Below are 18,850 nucleotides of genomic sequence, written 5' to 3' on the forward strand. Positions count from 1 at the left end.
TCATCCGGATACTCGGATGCTGCACTCGAGGCCACACTTTCGGCACTCGACGCAGTCGAGTTGGACTCACTCGCTTCAGAGGCGGAAGAACTTGCTTCGGAAGCATAACTGTCAGCTGCGGAGCTTGCGGCGCTGGAGGCTGCTGAGGAAGCCAGACTATCTGCGGCGCTTGAAGCATCAGAGGCCGCTGAGCTTGCGACATCCGCTGCGGAGCTCGCCTCACTGGCGGCTGAGCTTGCGACAGAAGCCGCGGAACTTGCAGTCTCTTCATCACCTTCACTTGCTGCACTCGAGGCTACCGAAGCAGCACTGGAGGCAATTGATTCGGCTGTTGAGGCATCAGACGCTGCGGAGCTTGCTGTAGAAGCCGCACTCGAGACAGTTGGATCATCCGGATACTCGGATGCTGCACTCGAGGCCACACTTTCGGCACTCGACGCAGTCGAGTTGGACTCACTCGCTTCAGAGGCGGAAGAACTTGCTTCGGAAGCATAACTGTCAGCTGCGGAACTGGCGGCGCTGGAGGCTGCCGAGGAAGCCAGACTATCTGCGGCGCTTGAAGCATCAGAGGCCGCTGAGCTTGCGACATCCGCTGCGGAGATTGCGACAGAGGCAGCCGAACTTGCGGTCTCCCAATCTCCTTCGGTGGCTGCGCTTGAAGCTTCCGAGGCGGCGCTCATAGCAACAGATGCGGCACTTGAAGCTACTGAAGTAGCGGAATTTGCAACAGAGGCGGCGCTTGAGACTGCCTCATTGTCTGGATATGCAGCGACCGCGCTAGAGGCAACGGTATCTGCACTCGATGCAGTCAAATTAGCGTCGCTTGCTGAAGAAGCCGCAGAACTCGCAACTGCCGCGAAGCTGTCCGCTGCAGATTGATCTGCATCTTTTTTAGCTGCGGAAGAGGCTGATGAGGCTGCTGAGTTTGCTTCATCAGCCGCAGAACTCGCGACGCTCGCCGCTGAAACTGCGATTGATGCCGCTACACTAGCAGCGTCGCTATCGCCTACGGTTGCTGCGCTTAAGGCTGCTGATGCAGCACTTGATGCCAGTGATTCGGCACTGGAAGCGACGGACGCCGCAGAACTCGCAACTGAAACCGCAGTGGATACGACTGGGCTATCCGGATCAGCAACGGCGGCGCTCGATGCGACCGTGTTTGCGCTAGAGGCGGTTAAATTGGCATCACTGGCGACGGAGGCCGCGGAGCTCGCTACCGAAGCATAGCTGTCTGCTGCCGCCTGATCTGCATCCTTTTTCGCCGCTGATGTCGCTACTGAGGCGGCTGAGGTAGCTGTCGAAGCAGCTGATGTGGCGGTGCTTGCTGCGGAAATCGCGACAACTGCTGCGGAACTGGCCGCACTTGCATCCCCTTCTGTTGCGGCTGTCGATGCGACGGATGCTGCACTTGATGCAACAGAAGCCGCACTCGAGGCGATTGCGTTGGCAGAGTCGGCGACCGACGAGGCGGAGCTAACAATTGGATTATTTGAGTCTGTCGATGCCGCGTTTGAAGCGGTGTTAGCGGCACTCGACGCCTTAGAGGCCGCACTGGCAGCTGTATCGGCAGCCTGAGAAGCAGCCGAAGCGGAGCTGGCTGCGGCAGAGCTCGTCAAATAATCCGCCGCTGCATCCGAAGCCTGTACCGCTGCGCTTTGCGCAACTGAGGCCGCGGATTGCGCGACAGATTGTACAGAAACGGCCACGACAGCCGCGCTGGAGGCTGTCGAAGCATAAGAGGCAGCCGAAGTATAATTTCCAGCCGCGACTGCAGAAGAAGCCTGAGATGCAGCCGTTGATGCAACGGCCGCTGCACTAGAAGAAGTCGAGTCAGCGTTCGCTGCTGTCGCCGCAGCAGAATTGACAACGCCGACTGCCGAGCTTGCAGCGCTGCCCATATTGGCATAACTGCTGGCTGCACTTGCTGTGGAAGTCGCAATGCTGCTGAACTGATCAGCGGCACTTGCGGCAGCCGAGGCAACTGAAGCAGCTGAACTGGCGGTAATTGCAGAAGTGACCACTACAGTTAAATAGGCAGGGCCGATTGTCGTAGTCTGCGTACCAACCGTTACTGTAAGGAAGTAATAGCCCTGATTTGTGCCAGGTGCGTTAGAGATTGTCAGAGTTGAGGATGTCGCTCCCGCAACCTTGGTAGCATTGGCAGCTGGGGCGGTCGCAGAAGAAGTCGTATACCACTGGTACGAAGGCGTTGTAGTTCCCAATCCAGAAAGAAGATTATCCAGCCCTTCTGGCGTGAACGTTGCAGTTGAACCTTGGACAACCGTCTGATCATCTAGCCCATTGCCGACCGTAATAACCTGTGAGGCAGTAACTTTGCTGCCGTCCGCATTCGTGATCGTTGCGGTGATTGTCGCAGTACCACTCGTTAAGCCGGTTACCATACCCGTGCTGTCCACGCTGGCCACTGATGACTTATCCGACGCCCAAGTAATTGCGCCGGTGGCATTGGCGGGATTTGGCGTCGCGGTCAATGTGATCGTATTACCCGTGTAGACATATGTCGGGCCTGAGAGCGATAGTCCGGTGGCGGCGACTGCCGTGTCATAGAAACTGGCAGTGGCGATGCCTGAACGGCCAGATGGAATGCCGGCCAAAGCCGCAAGACCAGTATAATAATTGGCCTGCACCATAACAGCTCCAGCCGTGTTGCTAGTGAAAGAGATCGTCGTGTAATTTCCTTTGCTAGTCCCCAACAGGCCGGCAACAGCCGATGAAGTAATAGTTAGGTTGGAAATATACCCCTTCGCCGCAGCCGAGTTTGCGTCTATCCACCCGCCAGTCTGAGCGGAATAAACAACCCACCCAGGAGTAACGTTTGTGACGCTCCCGCCGGCCGTCATCAGCTCTGCCGTCATCGTAACTTTGGTACCAACAACCGTGGTCGCATTCATTGGATTGATTACATTACCGGTATTGAAATAGATTCCCAGTAAGCTAGATGAAGGGTCTGACGGACGGTCATCCTGTTCAGTGGTGTTTATAGAAAAGCCAAAGGCATTGGAGGCCGCCGTTGAGCCTGCCTTAGCTGCCGAACTCGCAGAAGACGCATTGCTCATCACAACTGCGGCTGCAGAGCTCGCCGCAGACGCATATGACGAAGCAGCAATGTAATCTTGCGCAGCGGCCGCTGAAGTCGCTGAAGAGCCCGCAGCAGATTCTACTGCGGCAGCTGACTTAGCCTGCGTCACAAAGTAACTTGTCTGTGTCGCATAGTTATTTGCTTGCGTCACATAACTAGCACCAGCACTTGTATTGTTCCACCCAAAGAGACCTGCATTACCTGCCGCACTGTTCGCCATCGAGGCAGCAGAACTTGCCATCGAATTTGAAGCACTGGTGGTGGCAACTGCACTCGATGCCTGACTTGCAAATGCACTGCTTTGGGCGTTAGCAATCTGTGCAAAGGCTGTGCTTGCAGCAATCGATGCGGCAACCGCGGCACTTGAAGCTAGAGAGATGTTGGTGGCCGCCGTCTGGGCATCTACCGCTGCGGATTGATAATCGGTGGTCGATGCTGCCAAACTAGCTGCCGTGCTCGCGGCTATTGCCGCTGCGCTGGCGGTGCTGGCGGCAGCGCTAACGGCAGAACTTGCCGCAACCGCACCACTCGTAAAGGCACTACTCATCTGAACAAACGCATTGCTGACCGCTGCAGCATTCGCAGCAGCTGATGAAGCATACGAGGCAGCTTGTGATGCATTTACAGCGGCAACAGACGCATAGCTTGAGCTCAGATAGGCATTATTTGTCGCGTCTGTTGCTTTCGCTGCTTCAAGAATTGCGGTCTGAGCGTATGACACGACTGCAGCACCAGCACTAGAGGCAACAACTGCAGCTGAGCTTGCGGTCGAATTCTGAGCAATGGCTGTTGATGCATAGCTAGAGGCTGCTGAGTAGTTTCCGGCGGCCTGCGCACTCGAGGCATTAATGCTGGCCGCTGACGCTGCAGCAGCTGCGGAACTAGCGGTGGACGCAGCGCTTGTAGCAACGACTTGCGCCGAATTTGCCAGACTCGCGTTGTAAGAAGCAGTCGTGCCGGTCAGATCAGCATTGGCATTCATAGCACTGATCGCACTGGATGCCGCAGATGAAGCGGTTGAAGCAATAGCCGCTGCACTTGAGGCGCCACTGAATGCGGCGCTGGCTTGTGTCGTGTATGAGCCCTGCGGATTTGTTACAACAATAGTGATTGTATTCGATGCTGAAGTATAACTACCGAAGCCCAGAACACCGCTATTTGTATACGTCATCTGTAAATAATACGTCCCCGAGACAGTCGGTGCGAGGGTGTAACTCGAAGCGTTAGTATTCAGGTTAACCCATGTTTTGCCATCAGTTGAAAGATACCAAGCGAACTGCGGCTTTATGTCACTGGGATATGTCGCACTCAATGAGACACTGCTTCCAAGCGAAATAGCATTTGCGCTAGCGGTTAGGACTACCGCCCCTGAACTCGTCCCAGTTTGGGTATTCGACAGAGAAGGACTGTACGCAATCGCCATGCTCACAGAGCTACTCGTCAAAGCGGCATAAGAAGCAGCAACCTGTGCGGCAGAACTCGCCACAATTGCCAATGACTTGGCTTGCTGGAGCGGTGTTGTATAGACAGCCGAGGAGGTACTAGTCGCATCAGCCGTACTCTTTAACGCCGTGTTTGCGGCACTGGACGCCAGTGAAGCAGCAGTGGAAACCTGCGTTGCGTATGATAAGGCAGTCGAAGCAAATGGTTTTGCCTGAGAAGTTGGGTTCGCCGCAACAGAACCGGTTGCAGCCGAATTTGCAGAATTCCACGCGCTCGTTGCCAAAGAGGCACTGCTCTTGGCTGAAGACTGCGCGTTGGAGATTGCAACAGAACTGCCGGCACTGGCAGCAGAAGAAGCCGTCGATGCCGCCGAAGAAGCCAAAAGCGCACTGCTCCCCGCCCCACCGGCGATGGTCGTGGCAGTTGCGGCGGCGCTATTTGCGGTCGTGAAATCACCAGCAGTGGCAGCACTGTTGGCGGATAAATATGCAGATGAAGCGACAGCGGCACTGCTCTCAGCAGCACTCGCGGCGGAATTGGCTGCCACAGCGGCAGTCGACGCAGTCACGTACAGGCCCGTGACAGCACTACCGCTGTCATACTGAGTCGCTGTGTACGCATTTGCTGCTGCTGTGGCGGCGGCCGTCGCGCTATTACGCGCGGCGATTGCCTGGGCCGCTGCAGAGGATGCAGCGCTCCCTGCCAATTTTACATTCGCCGTGGCAACATAAGATGCCGTTGTATTCGCCGCATTTGATGCCACAACTGCGGCGCTTGAGGCGGCCGTTGCGGCGGCCTGGGCGCTAGCGGACGCTGCCGCGGCAGACGCCGTATTATTTTGCGTCGTGTAAAGGTCGGCCAAGCTCGAGTACTGCTTTGCCAGGGTCACTTGGGTCGCGGCTTGGCTGGCCGCGTTTGATGCCACCGCCGCCACACTGGTCGCAGCCGACGAATTGGCCACAGTCGCGTAACTGGCGGCCAGAGTCGCAGAGCTTGCTGCGGTGCTGGCGCTAGACGTTGCTGCGGTCACCGCGGCCGGCTGGGTCGTTGGATCACTCGCTGCCTGGGCAGAAGCCACGACGGCGACAGAATCATCGGCGAAAACATTTTGCGCTTGCGCGGACGTGGCGCCGAGGCCGAGCCCAAGCGCGATCACGAACGCAGATGCAAAGATCCAGTTCTTACCTGATTTATACATCCGGAAGCGCGTGTTCTTGGCACCTTGCTTCCGTTTTGCATTGATCAATTTCATCATAAAAATATCACCTCATTAGTTTTACTCAATGAAAAGTCCCCGGCGGTCCGGGAAGCATCACCCCCTTTCCTGTCCGAAAACAATTCCTATTGAACCGCAACAGCCGCCCGGAGCGCCTCTTGCCACCCACGCGCCGCGGCTTCACGAGTAAAGTGGGCCGCTTGGTTCAGGGCAGCGTCGTGCATCTTTTGCCACTCAGCGGAATCCGTCAGTAATCCGACTAGTTTGTCTGTCATCTGCTTCCGATTGCCGTCCGGGACCAGCCACCCATTTTCACCCTGCTTGACGACTTCGGGGCCGCCGTATGTCACGCCATACTCGACGATTGGTAGGCCGTACCCCAACGCATCGACCAGGTGCATCCCCAGCCCCTCGTGTTCGGAGGTGCTGAGGATGACCTGTGCCTGCGCGTAAGACCTTGCCAGTTCTTCCCCCGTCGCATATGGGCTGAAGATCACGCTGTCGCCAAGGCCTTCTTTTTCGACGATGGCCTTCAACGTTTGCATGTATTCCTCAGAACTTGCGTAACCGCGCAGCTCCAGCGTCGCAGTTGGCACCCGTTTCTTGACCGTGGCGAAAATTCGTAGCGCTTGGTCTGGCCGCTTTTCCGGTGCCAGCCGCCCGATCATGACGATGCGGCCAGGAATGTGGGCAGTCGTCCCAGCCACCTCAGCGTCTGCCTCCACAAACGTATCCGGTGCGATCACCGCATGCACTGCCGGATGCTTTTTCGCGAGGTCCGCTTGCTGAGCCGCAGTCGCCACGAACACCCCGGTGAAGTTCTCCGGGTGATCGCGCAACACTTCCGCATAGGCCGGAAGCAGCTCACCATGCGCCTCGTGGACATCATGCAGGTAGGCCCATTTCTCACTTGCCCCCTGCGCCTGCCCGACTGCGGCATCCAGCGTGCGGCGGTCGGAGATCAGCCGAGACCCTGGCGCCGCCGCAAGCACTTCATTGAGGAAAAACAGGAAGAGCTGGTCTTCATAATTGAAGCGATAATTCTTTCCTTTATAATTGAGCAACTTCCACATGGTTGGCCGAAGTTGCCCATCGATATTCATGTGGACTGTTTCAAGCACCGGCTGGCCTTCGAGGTTCAGGTACACAGTGCGCGCCAGATCGCCAGTCGGGTGAAAATAGTCGACCGAAGACTTGAATCCGCGCCAGTCATAGTTATCGCGCGCGACGAGTGAGCCGAAGCGATCCTGGTAGGTGATCGTATTGACCAGCCCCACCGTTGCCGGCATCACGGCGATGTTCGCGATCTCGCGGCCAGCATGGCTCAATGTAGACGAATTTGGTCCTTCTGCATCGATTTTATAGTGATCCAGCGGCAGCTCTTTCAGCTCGCGAAGCGGCGCCTCGACCCGCGGCACATCCTGCGTGTTTTGGAAAAAATCATACATATTTAGGCTCTGCTGAGCAGTCAGCCCCACCGCCTCGCGATCGCGGGCCAAAAAGCGGTTGTAGTTGCGAGTCACATAGACGCCCTGCGCCTCGCCGGAAAGCGCCGCAAACAATTTCACGCGACGGGCCTGAGCGTGCTCGGTGCCGGAATTAAAAGTAAAAATGTTTTCACTGACAAAATAGTTCATCGTACGCCCTCCTCATCTGGTTGGGTCAGGTAGCGGTTGGCGGCCAGTTTCACCGGCCACTGCGCGTCGGCATCCTGCAATAATTTCTGCCAAGCGGTCCACACATTTTGCTCGGAATAACGTGCCGCGGAATCATAAGCGCCCGTCGAATATTGCTGGGCAAGCGCGGGATCACGCAGGACCTTGAGCATCGCGGCCGCCATTGCCTCGTAATCGTTGAACGGCACGACATTCCCGTTAACGCCATCCTCAACAATTTCGTTCGGCCCGTAATTGACATCGTAGGAAAAGGCAATCAACCCGTGCGCGATGGCTTCCATGACGGCCAAGTTGAATCCTTCCATCCGGGAGGTAACGCCAAACATCATGGCGCTATTTTCGACCTGGTCGATGTCATTCGTATAACCCTTCAGCGTGACAACATCTTCGAGGTGCGCCGCCTTGACCACCTCTTCGATGGCCCGGCGAGCCGCATAGTTATCGGACGGATCTGGATAACCGTATAGATCCAGCGTGACTTGTGGAAATCCCTTGTGGACGATCGCGACTGCGCGGACCAGATCATCCAGATGTTTTTCATGGGCAATGCGGGCAAACGCGACGATCTTCCCGAACTGGCGCTGTGCGACTGGAGTGCGCTCGGCGTTCAGGAGACGATTCGGCACCACGCCGACCGGAATGGTGAATGGCTTGGCTCGCGGTTTGAATCGGCGCACAATGTCCCGGGTCTGCTTATGCGTGGCGGAAACGACGGCATCATAGCGGTCCAGTGCGTTCAACGCGAATTCGTAATTGTTATTCAGCACGTGGTCAAACGGATCCTGCGCATTGCCTGTCTGTGCGTTATGCATGTGCATCACGGTGTAGGCCGGCTGATCAAGATACAGCAAGCCCCATTCGGCCAGGTGCGAACGGTCGAGGACAAACACATTCGGTTTTTCCAGTGACCAAAAATCGCGGTTCAGGTCATCAAGAAAGTGCTTAGTCAGCTCTTCGATCGTGTCAAATTCCCAGATTGTGCGATCACGGTCCGTCAGGCGCCAACCGGATTTCTGGCGGTTGCCCCGGACGTCATCTCGATTAAAGCTCTCAAGCACAGGCTTACCCGCCGGCGTCAACCAGATCTCGGTACCGATCTTATTGTCCGGTGTGTACCACTGCTGGAGGCTGACAAACCCACGGCTGTCATAATGTTCAACGAGATAAAGATTGTTGTAGCCATCGAACAATTCAGTCGAGCGCACCGTCTGCATGTCCGGCAACAAATTCACACGTGCGACCAGCTGACCAGTCGCCGCGACGATCAGCGTGCGGCTGTTTTCGGGCTCGGGTTGTGTGTGGGTGTTCAGCACACCCAGATCTAGGTCATCGAGCCGTATCGGATGATCCTCTACCTGCTCTGCATCCTGAAAATAATCAAACATGCTAATGAGCTGGCGATCCGGGATGCCGGCCGCGCGGGTGTTGAGATGCAGGTTAGGGTCCCAGTCGCGAATCACGATGCGTGACGCTTCCCCATTTGCATTGAACAGCTCAAATCGCTTCAATTGCGCATGCTCGATGCCTGATTTCTGTGCCTGCATTGACGCATTGACGAAAAAGTTCATCGTGAACCACCCTTTCACCGGCTTATCCCGGAAACCCTGTGTTGCCGACTCGACAGAAGGTTCACGCCCGCTGTCGACTTTGTCTCAAGATTGTACACATTATATATTATGTACAAAATAAAAGAAATATTGTGGGGTGGAACGAAATAGATTGTGTGGTTAACAAAAGGCATTAATGAGAGTGGCTAGGTAAACTAGCAGCCGCGTGCTTACTTTTTGTTAACGCCATATCACACCTTCTCTCAGCGCCGGTCCAGCGGCCTTTCCATAACACCACGCGTCCCAATATCAAGTCGTTGCGTCGCGTTAATTTCATACACTTCTGTCCAGTCGCGCCAGATTCCACAAGCGGATTTTACAAAAGATGAAATCAGAAATCGCCATCGTCCAGCCCCTGACCGCACGGCGATCGACCAATGATGTCAGTTATTGCCAGGAGGTGGGTCGCCATACTCAGGCCGGGCGATACTGAACGTGGAACTGCTCAGACAAAGACAATGGCCGGCGCGAAATAAATACCATATGTGAGAGAGTTACTAGTCGCTTTTTGCGTTTTCACGAGCTGTTGATCCCAGCTATCCTTGGCAAATGAGGTTGAACCAGATCAAGATCTAAGCGAATAGCATGTAATCCCCCGCTCCCACTTTTGCATTCTTGACGCCCTTAAAAATGTGCAAATCAGCCATTGTATCAGTGCTATCGCTCACAAATCACGAGGATTCCTTGAAGAAGCCTTATTTCAATGATAACTAGGTCTCTCCCACTGATCACATGAGGTATCGTTTGCGGGTGGAAGCGCCAAGGAAATCCTTCATTTCGTAAATTTATTTTCCAATATTTTGACCGTCGGCAGTTCGCTGCGATTATACTCAAATGATTTTTTCCTGACCATGAGTCCTTTGCCACCACAGTACAACCAAAAAAGCCACGCGCCGACATCCCGCCCGCTTCGATCCTCAAGATCGAAGCGGGCGCACATCAGCACGTGGCTTTTTCATTCAGGTATTCGGTTTGTCAGATCAGCTTGCCGCTATCCATCAGCGCCTTCACATCCGGTTGAACATGCTCATATTTTGCGAGCGTGTTGGCCCAGTCAATGAAGTAGAGCTTGTACCAGGTCAGGAAGGTGTACACAGTCCAGATCTGGCGGCGCGCATCGACCTTTTCATCAAAATTGTCCTGCAAAAGCTGGACCAACTGCTTCTGATCGAACAAGTCGGCGACCCAGTCTTCCTCAAACAGCGCGCGGACTTGGTCGCAGTAGTCGGCCTCGCGCAGCCACGTCTTCACCGGCACCGGGAAGCCGAGCTTCGGACGGTTGGCCCAGTCGGCTGGCAGATGCTTGCCCGCGGCTTTGCGGAAGGCATACTTGGTGTCCTTCGTGTTCAGCAGCATCTTGCTTGGAATACTGTTAGCCAGCTCGGCGACATCGCGGTCGAGGAACGGCACGCGCAGCTCCAGCGAGTGCGCCATCGAGATCTTGTCGGCCTTCTGCAAAATATCGTTGAGCATGAAGTGATGCAGATCAATGTATTGCATCTGCTTGACCGGCTCCGCATCCTGGACCTTGGCAAAATCGGCCTGGTACATCTGATGCACGGTGTGGTCATTTTGGTACTTAGCCTGCAGAATGCCATTGGCCTGATCTGAGGTGAAAATCGTTGGCTGGTCCGGATCATAGATCACAGACTCGCCGACATAATACTCAGATGGGGCAGCCGTCCAGGTGTACAGATGGACCTTCCCAGGAAACGCCGGCAGTTTTTTGATTCCGCGCCCCAGCGAATGGCGAATTCCCCGCGGCAGTTTGCGCAAGCCGCTCGCGAAGACCTTCACCACCATTTTTTTCGTATGCATGCCGTAGTTGACGTAGCCGGCGAACAGCTCGTCGGCGCCTTCCCCGGACAGCACCACCGTGACCTTGCGCCGGGCGAGTTGGCACAGATACCACAACGGAATGACCGACGGATTGCCATCCGGTTCGTCCATGTGATATTGCATCTCGGCGAAGTCGCGGAAGGCGTCATCGCCGGTGACCGTGATCTCGTTGAAGTTCAGCCCGTTGTCATCGGCCAGCTCCTTGGCCACACTCGCCTCGTTGAACGGCCCATTGTCGAAATTGACACTGAAGACTTCTTTTGGCTTGAGCACCGAGGTCACGTAAGAGGAATCCACCCCTTCAGACAGAAAACTGCCCACTGGCACATCGGCAATGTTGTGCAGATGGACCGAATCGACGACCGTTTTATCGATCGCCTCAACCGTCGCGTCTTCATCGCGCCTTTGATCAATGTCGTACTTGGCATCCCAATATTCGTGGACCTGCATCTCGTTGTCGTGGAACTCAAACCAGTGACCAGCCGGAAACTTGTACACACCCTTGAAGAAGGTCTCGTTCATATCGTTGTACTGGTTCATCAGATACGGCTTGACCGCTTCCGTATTGAGTTCCTTCTTGAAATTCGGATGCTTCAAAAACGCCTTGATCTCGGAGCCAACGATGAAGGTCTGGCCCTCATGATAATAGTAAAGTGGCTTGATGCCGAAAAAGTCGCGGGCGCCAAACAACGTCTTCTTGTTTTCGTCCCACAACAGGTAGGCGAACATCCCGCGCACGCGGCTGAGCGTGCCGGCCATGCCCCATTCCTCATACCCATGCAGCAAAACTTCTGTGTCGGCCTTCGTGCGGAACACGTGCCCCTTTGCGAGCAACTCTTCACGCAGACTTTGATAGTTGTAGATCTCACCATTGAACGTGATCACCACAGAATTGTCTTCATTATAAAGCGGTTGTGCCCCGCCTTTTAGATCGATGATACTCAGGCGGCAAAAGCCCATCGCGAGCTCTGAATTGATATATTCCCCGCCGCCCTGCACATTTGGGCCGCGATGACGGATCATTTCCATCATCGCATTGATCGTCCCTTTTTTGTCCAGCACGGTCGGGTCGTTAAATGTGATAATGCCACACATGTTTTTTGCCTCCTTAAGCATCCAGTCCAAGCTATGGTAAAGCCTAATGAAACAGGCATTGCGTGTCAAGAAGGCACACGCTTACACCCACGAATTTTCCGAAAAATAAAAAAAGCACCGCCAGCGCGATGCCACGATCTGGATCCTAACGGACTTGAACCGTCGACCTCCTGCATGCCATGCAGGCGCTCTCCCAACTGAGCTAAGGACCCGAAAGGTTGATTGTTGATGAAAATGGATCCGATGAGATTCGAACTCACGACCTCTGCCATGCGAAGGCAGCGCTCTCCCAACTGAGCTACGGACCCAAAACACAAGTAACATTGTATCGAGAAACCGCGGCGCTGTAAAGGACTATTTGCATAATCGGCAAAAAGGCGGGCGGAACGAGGCGCTGCCCGTTCCCCTGCCGTGATACCGTCACGAGAGGTCATCCCAAATTGCCCCCGCCCTCCGCCCGCACCGCAGTTTCAAGGCCACCAAAAAAGCCGCCATTTGTCTCTGGCGGCTTCTGACGTCGGGTGATATCCGGTGGGTGGTCGGATATCTGGTCGTACTGGAGGAGTAAAATGAAAGAGTTGGATATGGGGGTGAAATGAGTTGGGGGGGCTCATTTCGATTCTAATGATACCCATAAGATATGAAGATTTTGTGAACATATAGCATTTTATTTATGAATTACATAAGCTATTTTGTCGGAAGATGAACCGCGGCCGCGCGCAAGGTGAAGATCAAGACCGCTGTGAGCAGTGCCACAAAGAGCATGAAGAACAGAACGTGATAGCTCAGGGCCTCGATCAAAAGTGCGCCGATCAGCGGCCCCACTGCGCGTCCGGCCGACGCAAACATCTGCACGAAGCCCTGGTAACGACCTTTTTGGTTACGTGGGGAATACAGATCCACATAAGTCGACACTGCGGGTAGCGCCAAGATCTCGCCGATCGTCAGGATACTGATCGCCAAAATAAATTGCCAATAATGAGTGGCGACGATCAGCACCAGGAACGAACTGGCAAACAGCGTGAAGCCCGCGGTCAGGCGCAAGCGAATGTGGCGTAGCAGCCAATCGTCAAAGGCCGTCAAGATCGGCTGGCCCAAAACGATCAGGCTCGCATTAACGGTCCACAGGAAACTGTAGTCGCGTACGGTCAACCCGATCTGCGGTGTCAGCATGAACGCCGAGATGTTGCTTTGCCACTGCTCATAGGCGATCCAGGTGATGAACAGGACCGTCAGTAATAACGCCACATTCAGCCGATACGGTGCAACTTCCGGGGCCCCAGCCGCGGCTGCTGCCTTGACCCGGGCCGGTTTTTCTACATTGAAGTGCAGAAGGGCGACCACGAAGAACAGGCTGAACAGCAGGCAGGCCAAGGCGAAGATGTATGAGATGCCATGGGGCAAGACGAAGCCGACGATCAGGGTCCCGATCACCAGGCCTAAGTTCGAGGTGAAGTAGAGCACGTTGAAGACAAAGCTCGGACGCCGGCTGGTCGCAAGGGTCGCGTAAGAGTTGACCGACGTGATGACGATGCCATTGCCAAAGCCCATCGCCACCAGAAACAGCGGATACGCGGGCCAACCATGCCACACGATCAGGCAACCGGATGTGAGCGCCGCAAGCCCGATGCCCATCAAGATCGTCGGGTACGGCTTCCACCGGTCGAATAAGCGGCCACCGACATAATTGCCGATCATCATCGCCAATGAATTGCAAAACAGCACCGCCGCCGAAACGGTCAGGCTTTCGTGCAGGTATTCATGCATGTAGATCGTCGTTAATGGCCAGATGAAACTGATGCCGGTATTGGTGATCAGCGACCCCAGAAACAGCCAGTTGAGATGAAGTGTTTGCCTGCGCACCACGCGGACCTCCTCGAAAAAAATGTGACGTGTTCATTGTACCGAAGGGCCTCGTAGTTGTCCGGTGAGATGGGCAATTTCTCATCGACTTCGGCGCGTTTTTCATCGCCTGCTCACGAAAGCGGTTGCCAATACGCATAATTATAGAAGGAATCTTCTAAAATCCTGGCACGAGGCGTTTCTAAACCCTCGGCCTTGCGGTACACTAAAACTAATAGTGAAGAATGTGAGAGGAAATGCCATGACGATTCAATCAAGTTTGACCTACCAAAAACAGTTCTTTAATGACTTTAGTGATGCGTGGGATAAACGGTCCACTTATCGCTTATACAAGGGCATCGATACAACCGCCGAAAATTTGCGGCTCGAGCTGGCCGAGACCCCGGGCTACATTTTGGCGTATGACAAAACCGGCGAAAACGAACTGCATGATTTTCTGCAGGCGGACCTGATCAAGTTTTTGCGCGGCCACATTCCATTTTTCGAAGTGGCCGATAATGGGCAAGTCTTTTTCGGGGACTGGTTCCACCGGCGCGAGTTTGGCCGGCTGAATGTGTTCACCCGGTCCATCGACCAGGTCACAGAAAGTCAGCGCACGATCTTGCCGCAGCTCGAAGCATTTTCCGAGGATCCGGATCATTATCTGGATCTGCAGCTGGAAGCGATGCGCAAGCACGTGTATGCCGAGGTGAACACCTTGTCCAACCAGCTGGAAAGTCTTGAGGCGGAGGCCCCGGCCCAACCGACCCGGCAAAATCCGACCAGCTCATTCCGCGGCTTGATCAAGAATTTCATCGATCCGGATGACGATGACAAGCCGGCCCCGACCCCGCGGCGGGCCAGCGCGCCTGATCAAAGCAAGCTGCGCAGTCGCTTTGATGCGGCCAAGGCGGAAGCTGACAGTGAATTTGATGCCAAAAAGCGTCAGATTCAGGTCGCCGCTGCGATCACCCGTTATGAATACCAAGCCGTGATGAATACCTATAGCTCCGTGGCCCAGTTCGAAAACATCCTGACCAGCCTGCGCGACGACTTCATGCGCGCACTTGAACTGAAGGAGGAACAGGCCAATGCTTAATTATCAAGACAACTTATTACAAGAGATCATTCCAGTTCATCTGACAGCCAAGGAGGCGCGCACGAAGATCGCCGCCCGCTATCGCAAGCAGCTGGACGCGATGCGAAACGACCCACTCTGGGGCGCGAACGAACCAGCGCTGCTCAACGCGACTTTGAGCTACACAAGCCTGCTGGCGGACAAGTTGGCACAGGCCCTCACCGACCTGGATGGCCTCGACACCGATTTTGCCAAGCGCCTGTGGCTCGATCCGATCGCCCCGCAGCCGGAACATGGCGCGGTGAACTTCTACCTGGCCGGCGATGGGAAAAATACGTTGCTGATGACGCTGCAGGATGCGCTGACCGACGACGCGCGGTTGGTGGCCGTCAACTTGCCGACCCTGATTCAGATCACCGCGACGGATCCGGAGCGCCAGCCATTTGAACCCGACGAACTGACCGCCTTGAGTCTGATCACCAAGGCGCTCTACACCGCGGATTACAGTTTCAAGACGGTCGACGAGACCGTGCTCCAGCCGGTCGATGGCCTGGCCTTTGCCACCCGCGAAGACGACACCAAGACGGTCGCCAAGCAGCAAGCCGTCACCCAAGCCGGCGACATCGAGCTCACGCTGGATCTCGGCGCCGCCGCCCTCGCCTCCTACCATGTGGTGGATGACCAGGGCCATGATTGGATGGACCTCGGCACGGACAGCCAGGACGGCACGATTTTGACCTGGGCCTCGACGACGATTCCAGACGAGCTGGTCGGCCATACCCTGACCCTTGAAGCCGCGACCCGCTCGGATGAAAATGTGCCGGCGCTGGATGAGCTGTTCGTCATCGCCAGCAACAACGCCATCCTCATGCGGCAAGGCAAGGCGGCCGGGAGCTACGAATTGGCGCTGCCAAATCACCAGACCCTGGCCGTTCACGTTGATGCGGCTCATGGCAAAATTCGCCTGAGCTACCCGCAACGTGACGTGCAGATCTTGGAGCTCACGCATCAATATCCGTTCTTCGGCGAATGGCTGCGCGTCGTTTTACCGCAGCGCCGTGCCTTTAATTAAAGCCTCACGAACTTTTCGTGCAAAAATCTTGGGATGCCCTTATAATAGGCGCATCCCATTTTAGGAGGCATCCGTTTTATGGCTAATGAATTTCCACAAGTTCTCACCATCGCCGGCGTCGATAGCGACGGCAGCGCAGGCGCGCAAGCCGACCTGCACAGCTTTTTCATGCGCGGCACGTATGGCACCTTGATCCTGACCGCCGCCGTGGCTGGCAACTCCTATGGCATTTTCGACAGCGTGGTGATGCCGGTCGATTTCATCAATAAGCAATTCGATGTGCTCGCCGATGACCTCCACATTCGCGCCGCCAAGACCGGCATGCTGGCCGATGCCGCCACCATGAAGGCCGTGGCCGCGAACCTCACGAAGTACGATTTCGGTGCCTTGGTGCTCGATCCCGTGATCTCCACCAAGCACGGCAACACCCTGATGGAAGAAGAAGCCCTTTCAACGTTGAAAAATGTGCTCCTGCCGCTCACCACTGTCATCACCCCGAATTTCTATGAGACCCAGCATCTGGTCGGCCGCGAGCTCCACTCCGACGCCGACATTGCAGAGGCCGCAGCGGAGATCCAGGCCATGGGCGCAAAAAGCGTCGTGCTCAAGGGTCGCCATGACAGCGATGACCAGACGGAAGTGCGCGATTATATTTTGCTGGAAAACGGCAAACACTTCTGGCTGACCGGGCCGTATTTTGCCACCGAACGCAAAAACGGTACCGGCGACACGCTCAGCGCCGTCATCACCGCGGAACTTGGCAAGGGCACCGCAGTGGAAGACGCGATTCGCATCGCCAAGCATTTTGTCGACACCGCGATTCAAAACGAGATCGCCGTTGGGCATAAGTTCGGCCCAATCAATCACTGGGCCGTGCCGATCGTTTTGCCAAAGCAAACTGAAGAATAAGTCGCAAATACGTGTGTGGCGCCGGAAACGGCGCCACTTTTTTGTGCGGCGGGTACTCCGGAAACGGCGCCACTTTTTGTGCGGTTGGGGCCGGCGACGGCGAGTGGCGGGGCGCGGGTACGGATGGTTTGGCGAAAATCGGGCTGGAACGCCCTGGGCACGACTTGAAGCCACCCGCGGAAAGGCGCCGCGTCTGTCTTCAAGCTCGGCCTTATCCGTAAGCGGCCAGCCGCTAACGATAATTTCAGGGCTGAGCCCAATTTTCGTCTGCACCACCCGACCGGCGCCAAGCCACTAGCCGGTCGCCTTCAGACAGTTTTGCTCCCACCTCGCACCGCACATCTCATATTGAATTGGGCTACATTTGACTGGTACGCATCTGACCCCAGCCATGACGCACAAAAATAGCGATTCTCGCCGTTTATCATTGATGCGAGAATCGCTTTTCTTCTATTATAAAGGAATTTGTTCAGCCGCCTCGGCCGTCCTACTTCATGCGCAGCACGGTGATCAGCTCCAGCACGCTCATCACGATCAGCACCACGCCGCTGACTTGCAGCATCAACAGCACGCTGCGGAATGGATTGAACACCAGGACGATGCCAACGAGCAAGACCAGGATGCCATACAGAATTTGCGGTAGCGGTGAGACGTTGATGTAGCGCTGATTGCGTTTGGCGGAGGTCACGCGGTCCAAGCCGTATGCGATCAGCGCGATGCCGATCAACAGCGGCATCATGCTCAAAATTGGGCGAAGCAGGACCCACACCAGCAGGGCTGCGATCAGGAGCGACACCCCACGCACAAATCCGGCGTCGCCCATGCCGCTACGCCGATCGCGCAGGCCAGTTGCCAGGGCCGGCACCGCCATCACGATCAAGACCGCGATGATCAGCCACTTCACCGTCGAATACACGGTGCCCGGCGCCAGGACAAACCACACGCCGCACAGCGCCATTAAAAGGGTGCGCAACCACGCCCATTGTTTTAGATGATCGATCAATACTTGCATGCCACTCGCTCCGTTTCCATGATTTATGCTTACTTTACCACGGGCGAAGGCGGCGTACATTGGACCTAAGAGGGATTTTTTCTCAGTCAAAAGCGGCGGATGGCTGTCACCAGCGGGAATGGTCCCACGTGCGGCCATCCACCTCGCCCTCGGCCAACTCGAGGCGCTGCGCCTGGGCGCGAATAAAATCGCTGAGCGCGACAAATTTGGCGCGCGTCTCATAATCCTCCGCATTGGCGGCCAGCGCCTCTGCTTGGCTGAGCAACCATTCTGTTTCGCTCAATCTTCTTCCCCTTCTTTCAGCTCGTTGATCGTCTCCTGCAAGTGCATCAAGGTCTCCTGCCGAGTCGCCAGCGTTTGCCCCACCAGCTCGGCCTGGTCGCCCAGGTCAGCCAGGTCAGCCAGCTGATCGAGCCACCAATCGGCCTGCTCACTCAATTTGGCCGGATGGGCCAGCGTGAGATATTGCTGGTAGGCCACCAACAGTTTTTGGTGCGTAGCCTCATCCTGATACGAAAACTGATCGATCACCAACGGCGCCAGCATGCGCAGCCCTGTTTTGCGCGCCAGCGCGGCAAACGGGGAAAACAGCTCGCTGAGGCTGACCCCTTCCGCCCCGCCCACTTGATAGCCGCGGGCCGGCTGCCCCAGGTTGACCACGAGGCCCAGGCTCTTGCCGGTGAGCAGGCCGCCGCGCGCATCATACACGACTGAGCGGACCCATACTTCGTCGAGCCACTGATAAAGACTGGCCGGCGCCGCATACCAATACAGCGGGAACTGAAAGATGATGCGGTCGGCGGCGCGCACGAGCGCCTGTTCCTTTGAGGCGTCGAACGGCATGCTGGTGTCGAGATGATGCCAAGTCGCATCGGCGAGCGTGGCCGCGCTGGCCTTGAGAAACTGCTGGGTCTGAGACTGGTCAAGCGTCGGGTGACTGACCACGATCAACGTTTTCATT

11 protein-coding genes, 2 tRNA genes and 1 pseudogene are annotated in these 18,850 nt (G+C 55.8%); 3 read left to right on the forward strand and 11 right to left on the reverse strand.

The features are described from left to right. The 8 genes and pseudogenes from JUE67_RS10935 to JUE67_RS10965 all read right to left on the reverse strand — a co-directional run. A partial coding sequence (locus JUE67_RS10935; protein WP_203637158.1) for a KxYKxGKxW signal peptide domain-containing protein occupies window positions 1-5,798 on the reverse strand: 5,798 nt, incomplete at its 3' end. A gap of 86 nt (window positions 5,799-5,884) precedes the next feature. Beyond that, window positions 5,885-7,396 carry a glycosyltransferase gene (locus JUE67_RS10940; RefSeq protein WP_203628446.1) on the reverse strand — a complete coding sequence of 504 codons (1,512 nt, stop codon included), beginning with the start codon at window positions 7,394-7,396 and terminating at the stop codon, window positions 5,885-5,887. Beyond that, the gene (locus tag JUE67_RS10945; RefSeq protein ID WP_203628445.1) at window positions 7,393-9,003 is read right to left on the reverse strand and encodes a glycosyltransferase; all 1,611 of its coding nucleotides are present in this window, start codon (window positions 9,001-9,003) and stop codon (window positions 7,393-7,395) included. Before JUE67_RS10945 ends, JUE67_RS10940 begins: the two co-directional genes overlap by 4 nt. Window positions 9,004-9,162: 159 nt before the next feature. Next, a pseudogene (locus JUE67_RS12910) lies at window positions 9,163-9,219 on the reverse strand (CbbQ/NirQ/NorQ domain-containing protein); the annotation flags it as partial. A gap of 798 nt (window positions 9,220-10,017) precedes the next feature. Beyond that, the gene (gene asnB / locus JUE67_RS10950) at window positions 10,018-11,976 is read right to left on the reverse strand and encodes an asparagine synthase (glutamine-hydrolyzing) (RefSeq protein WP_203628444.1); all 1,959 of its coding nucleotides are present in this window, start codon (window positions 11,974-11,976) and stop codon (window positions 10,018-10,020) included. Window positions 11,977-12,115: 139 nt separating this feature from the next. Next, window positions 12,116-12,188, reverse strand: a tRNA-Ala gene (locus JUE67_RS10955). 23 nt (window positions 12,189-12,211) lie between these two features. Continuing rightward, a tRNA-Ala gene (locus JUE67_RS10960) sits at window positions 12,212-12,284 on the reverse strand. Between the two features lie 379 nt (window positions 12,285-12,663). Further along, window positions 12,664-13,842 (reverse strand): MDR family MFS transporter, encoded by a 1,179-nt coding sequence (locus tag JUE67_RS10965; RefSeq protein ID WP_203628443.1) that lies wholly within the window; start codon window positions 13,840-13,842, stop codon window positions 12,664-12,666. A 238-nt stretch (window positions 13,843-14,080) separates the two neighbouring features. On the opposite strand from JUE67_RS10965, the gene JUE67_RS10970 reads away from it, so the two are divergent. The 3 genes from JUE67_RS10970 to thiD all read left to right on the forward strand — a co-directional run bounded on the left by JUE67_RS10970 (window position 14,081) and on the right by thiD (window position 16,877). After that, on the forward strand, window positions 14,081-14,917 hold the full coding sequence (locus JUE67_RS10970) for an SbcC family exonuclease (protein WP_203628442.1): 837 nt from the start codon (window positions 14,081-14,083) through the stop codon (window positions 14,915-14,917). Continuing rightward, window positions 14,910-15,968, forward strand: coding sequence for a hypothetical protein (locus tag JUE67_RS10975; RefSeq protein ID WP_203628441.1), 1,059 nt, complete (start codon window positions 14,910-14,912; stop codon window positions 15,966-15,968). Before JUE67_RS10970 ends, JUE67_RS10975 begins: the two co-directional genes overlap by 8 nt. A gap of 78 nt (window positions 15,969-16,046) precedes the next feature. Beyond that, window positions 16,047-16,877 carry a bifunctional hydroxymethylpyrimidine kinase/phosphomethylpyrimidine kinase gene (gene thiD / locus JUE67_RS10980; protein ID WP_203628440.1) on the forward strand — a complete coding sequence of 277 codons (831 nt, stop codon included), beginning with the start codon at window positions 16,047-16,049 and terminating at the stop codon, window positions 16,875-16,877. Window positions 16,878-17,364: 487 nt separating this feature from the next. On the opposite strand, the gene JUE67_RS10985 is transcribed toward thiD, so the two are convergent. The 3 genes from JUE67_RS10985 to JUE67_RS10995 all read right to left on the reverse strand — a co-directional run bounded on the left by JUE67_RS10985 (window position 17,365) and on the right by JUE67_RS10995 (window position 18,849). Then, window positions 17,365-17,889 carry a DUF308 domain-containing protein gene (locus JUE67_RS10985; RefSeq protein WP_203628439.1) on the reverse strand — a complete coding sequence of 175 codons (525 nt, stop codon included), beginning with the start codon at window positions 17,887-17,889 and terminating at the stop codon, window positions 17,365-17,367. Between the two features lie 106 nt (window positions 17,890-17,995). Next, entirely contained in the window at window positions 17,996-18,172 is a 177-nt protein-coding gene (locus tag JUE67_RS10990; RefSeq protein ID WP_203628438.1) for a hypothetical protein, read from the reverse strand. Beyond that, complete coding sequence (locus JUE67_RS10995) at window positions 18,169-18,849, reverse strand: NAD(P)H-dependent oxidoreductase (RefSeq protein WP_203628437.1); 681 nt, start codon at window positions 18,847-18,849, stop codon at window positions 18,169-18,171. The genes JUE67_RS10990 and JUE67_RS10995 overlap by 4 nt, the downstream gene beginning before the upstream one ends. Window position 18,850 lies beyond the last annotated feature (1 nt).

Source organism: Lacticaseibacillus mingshuiensis, from assembly GCF_016861785.1.
Classification (GTDB): domain Bacteria; phylum Bacillota; class Bacilli; order Lactobacillales; family Lactobacillaceae; genus Lacticaseibacillus; species Lacticaseibacillus mingshuiensis.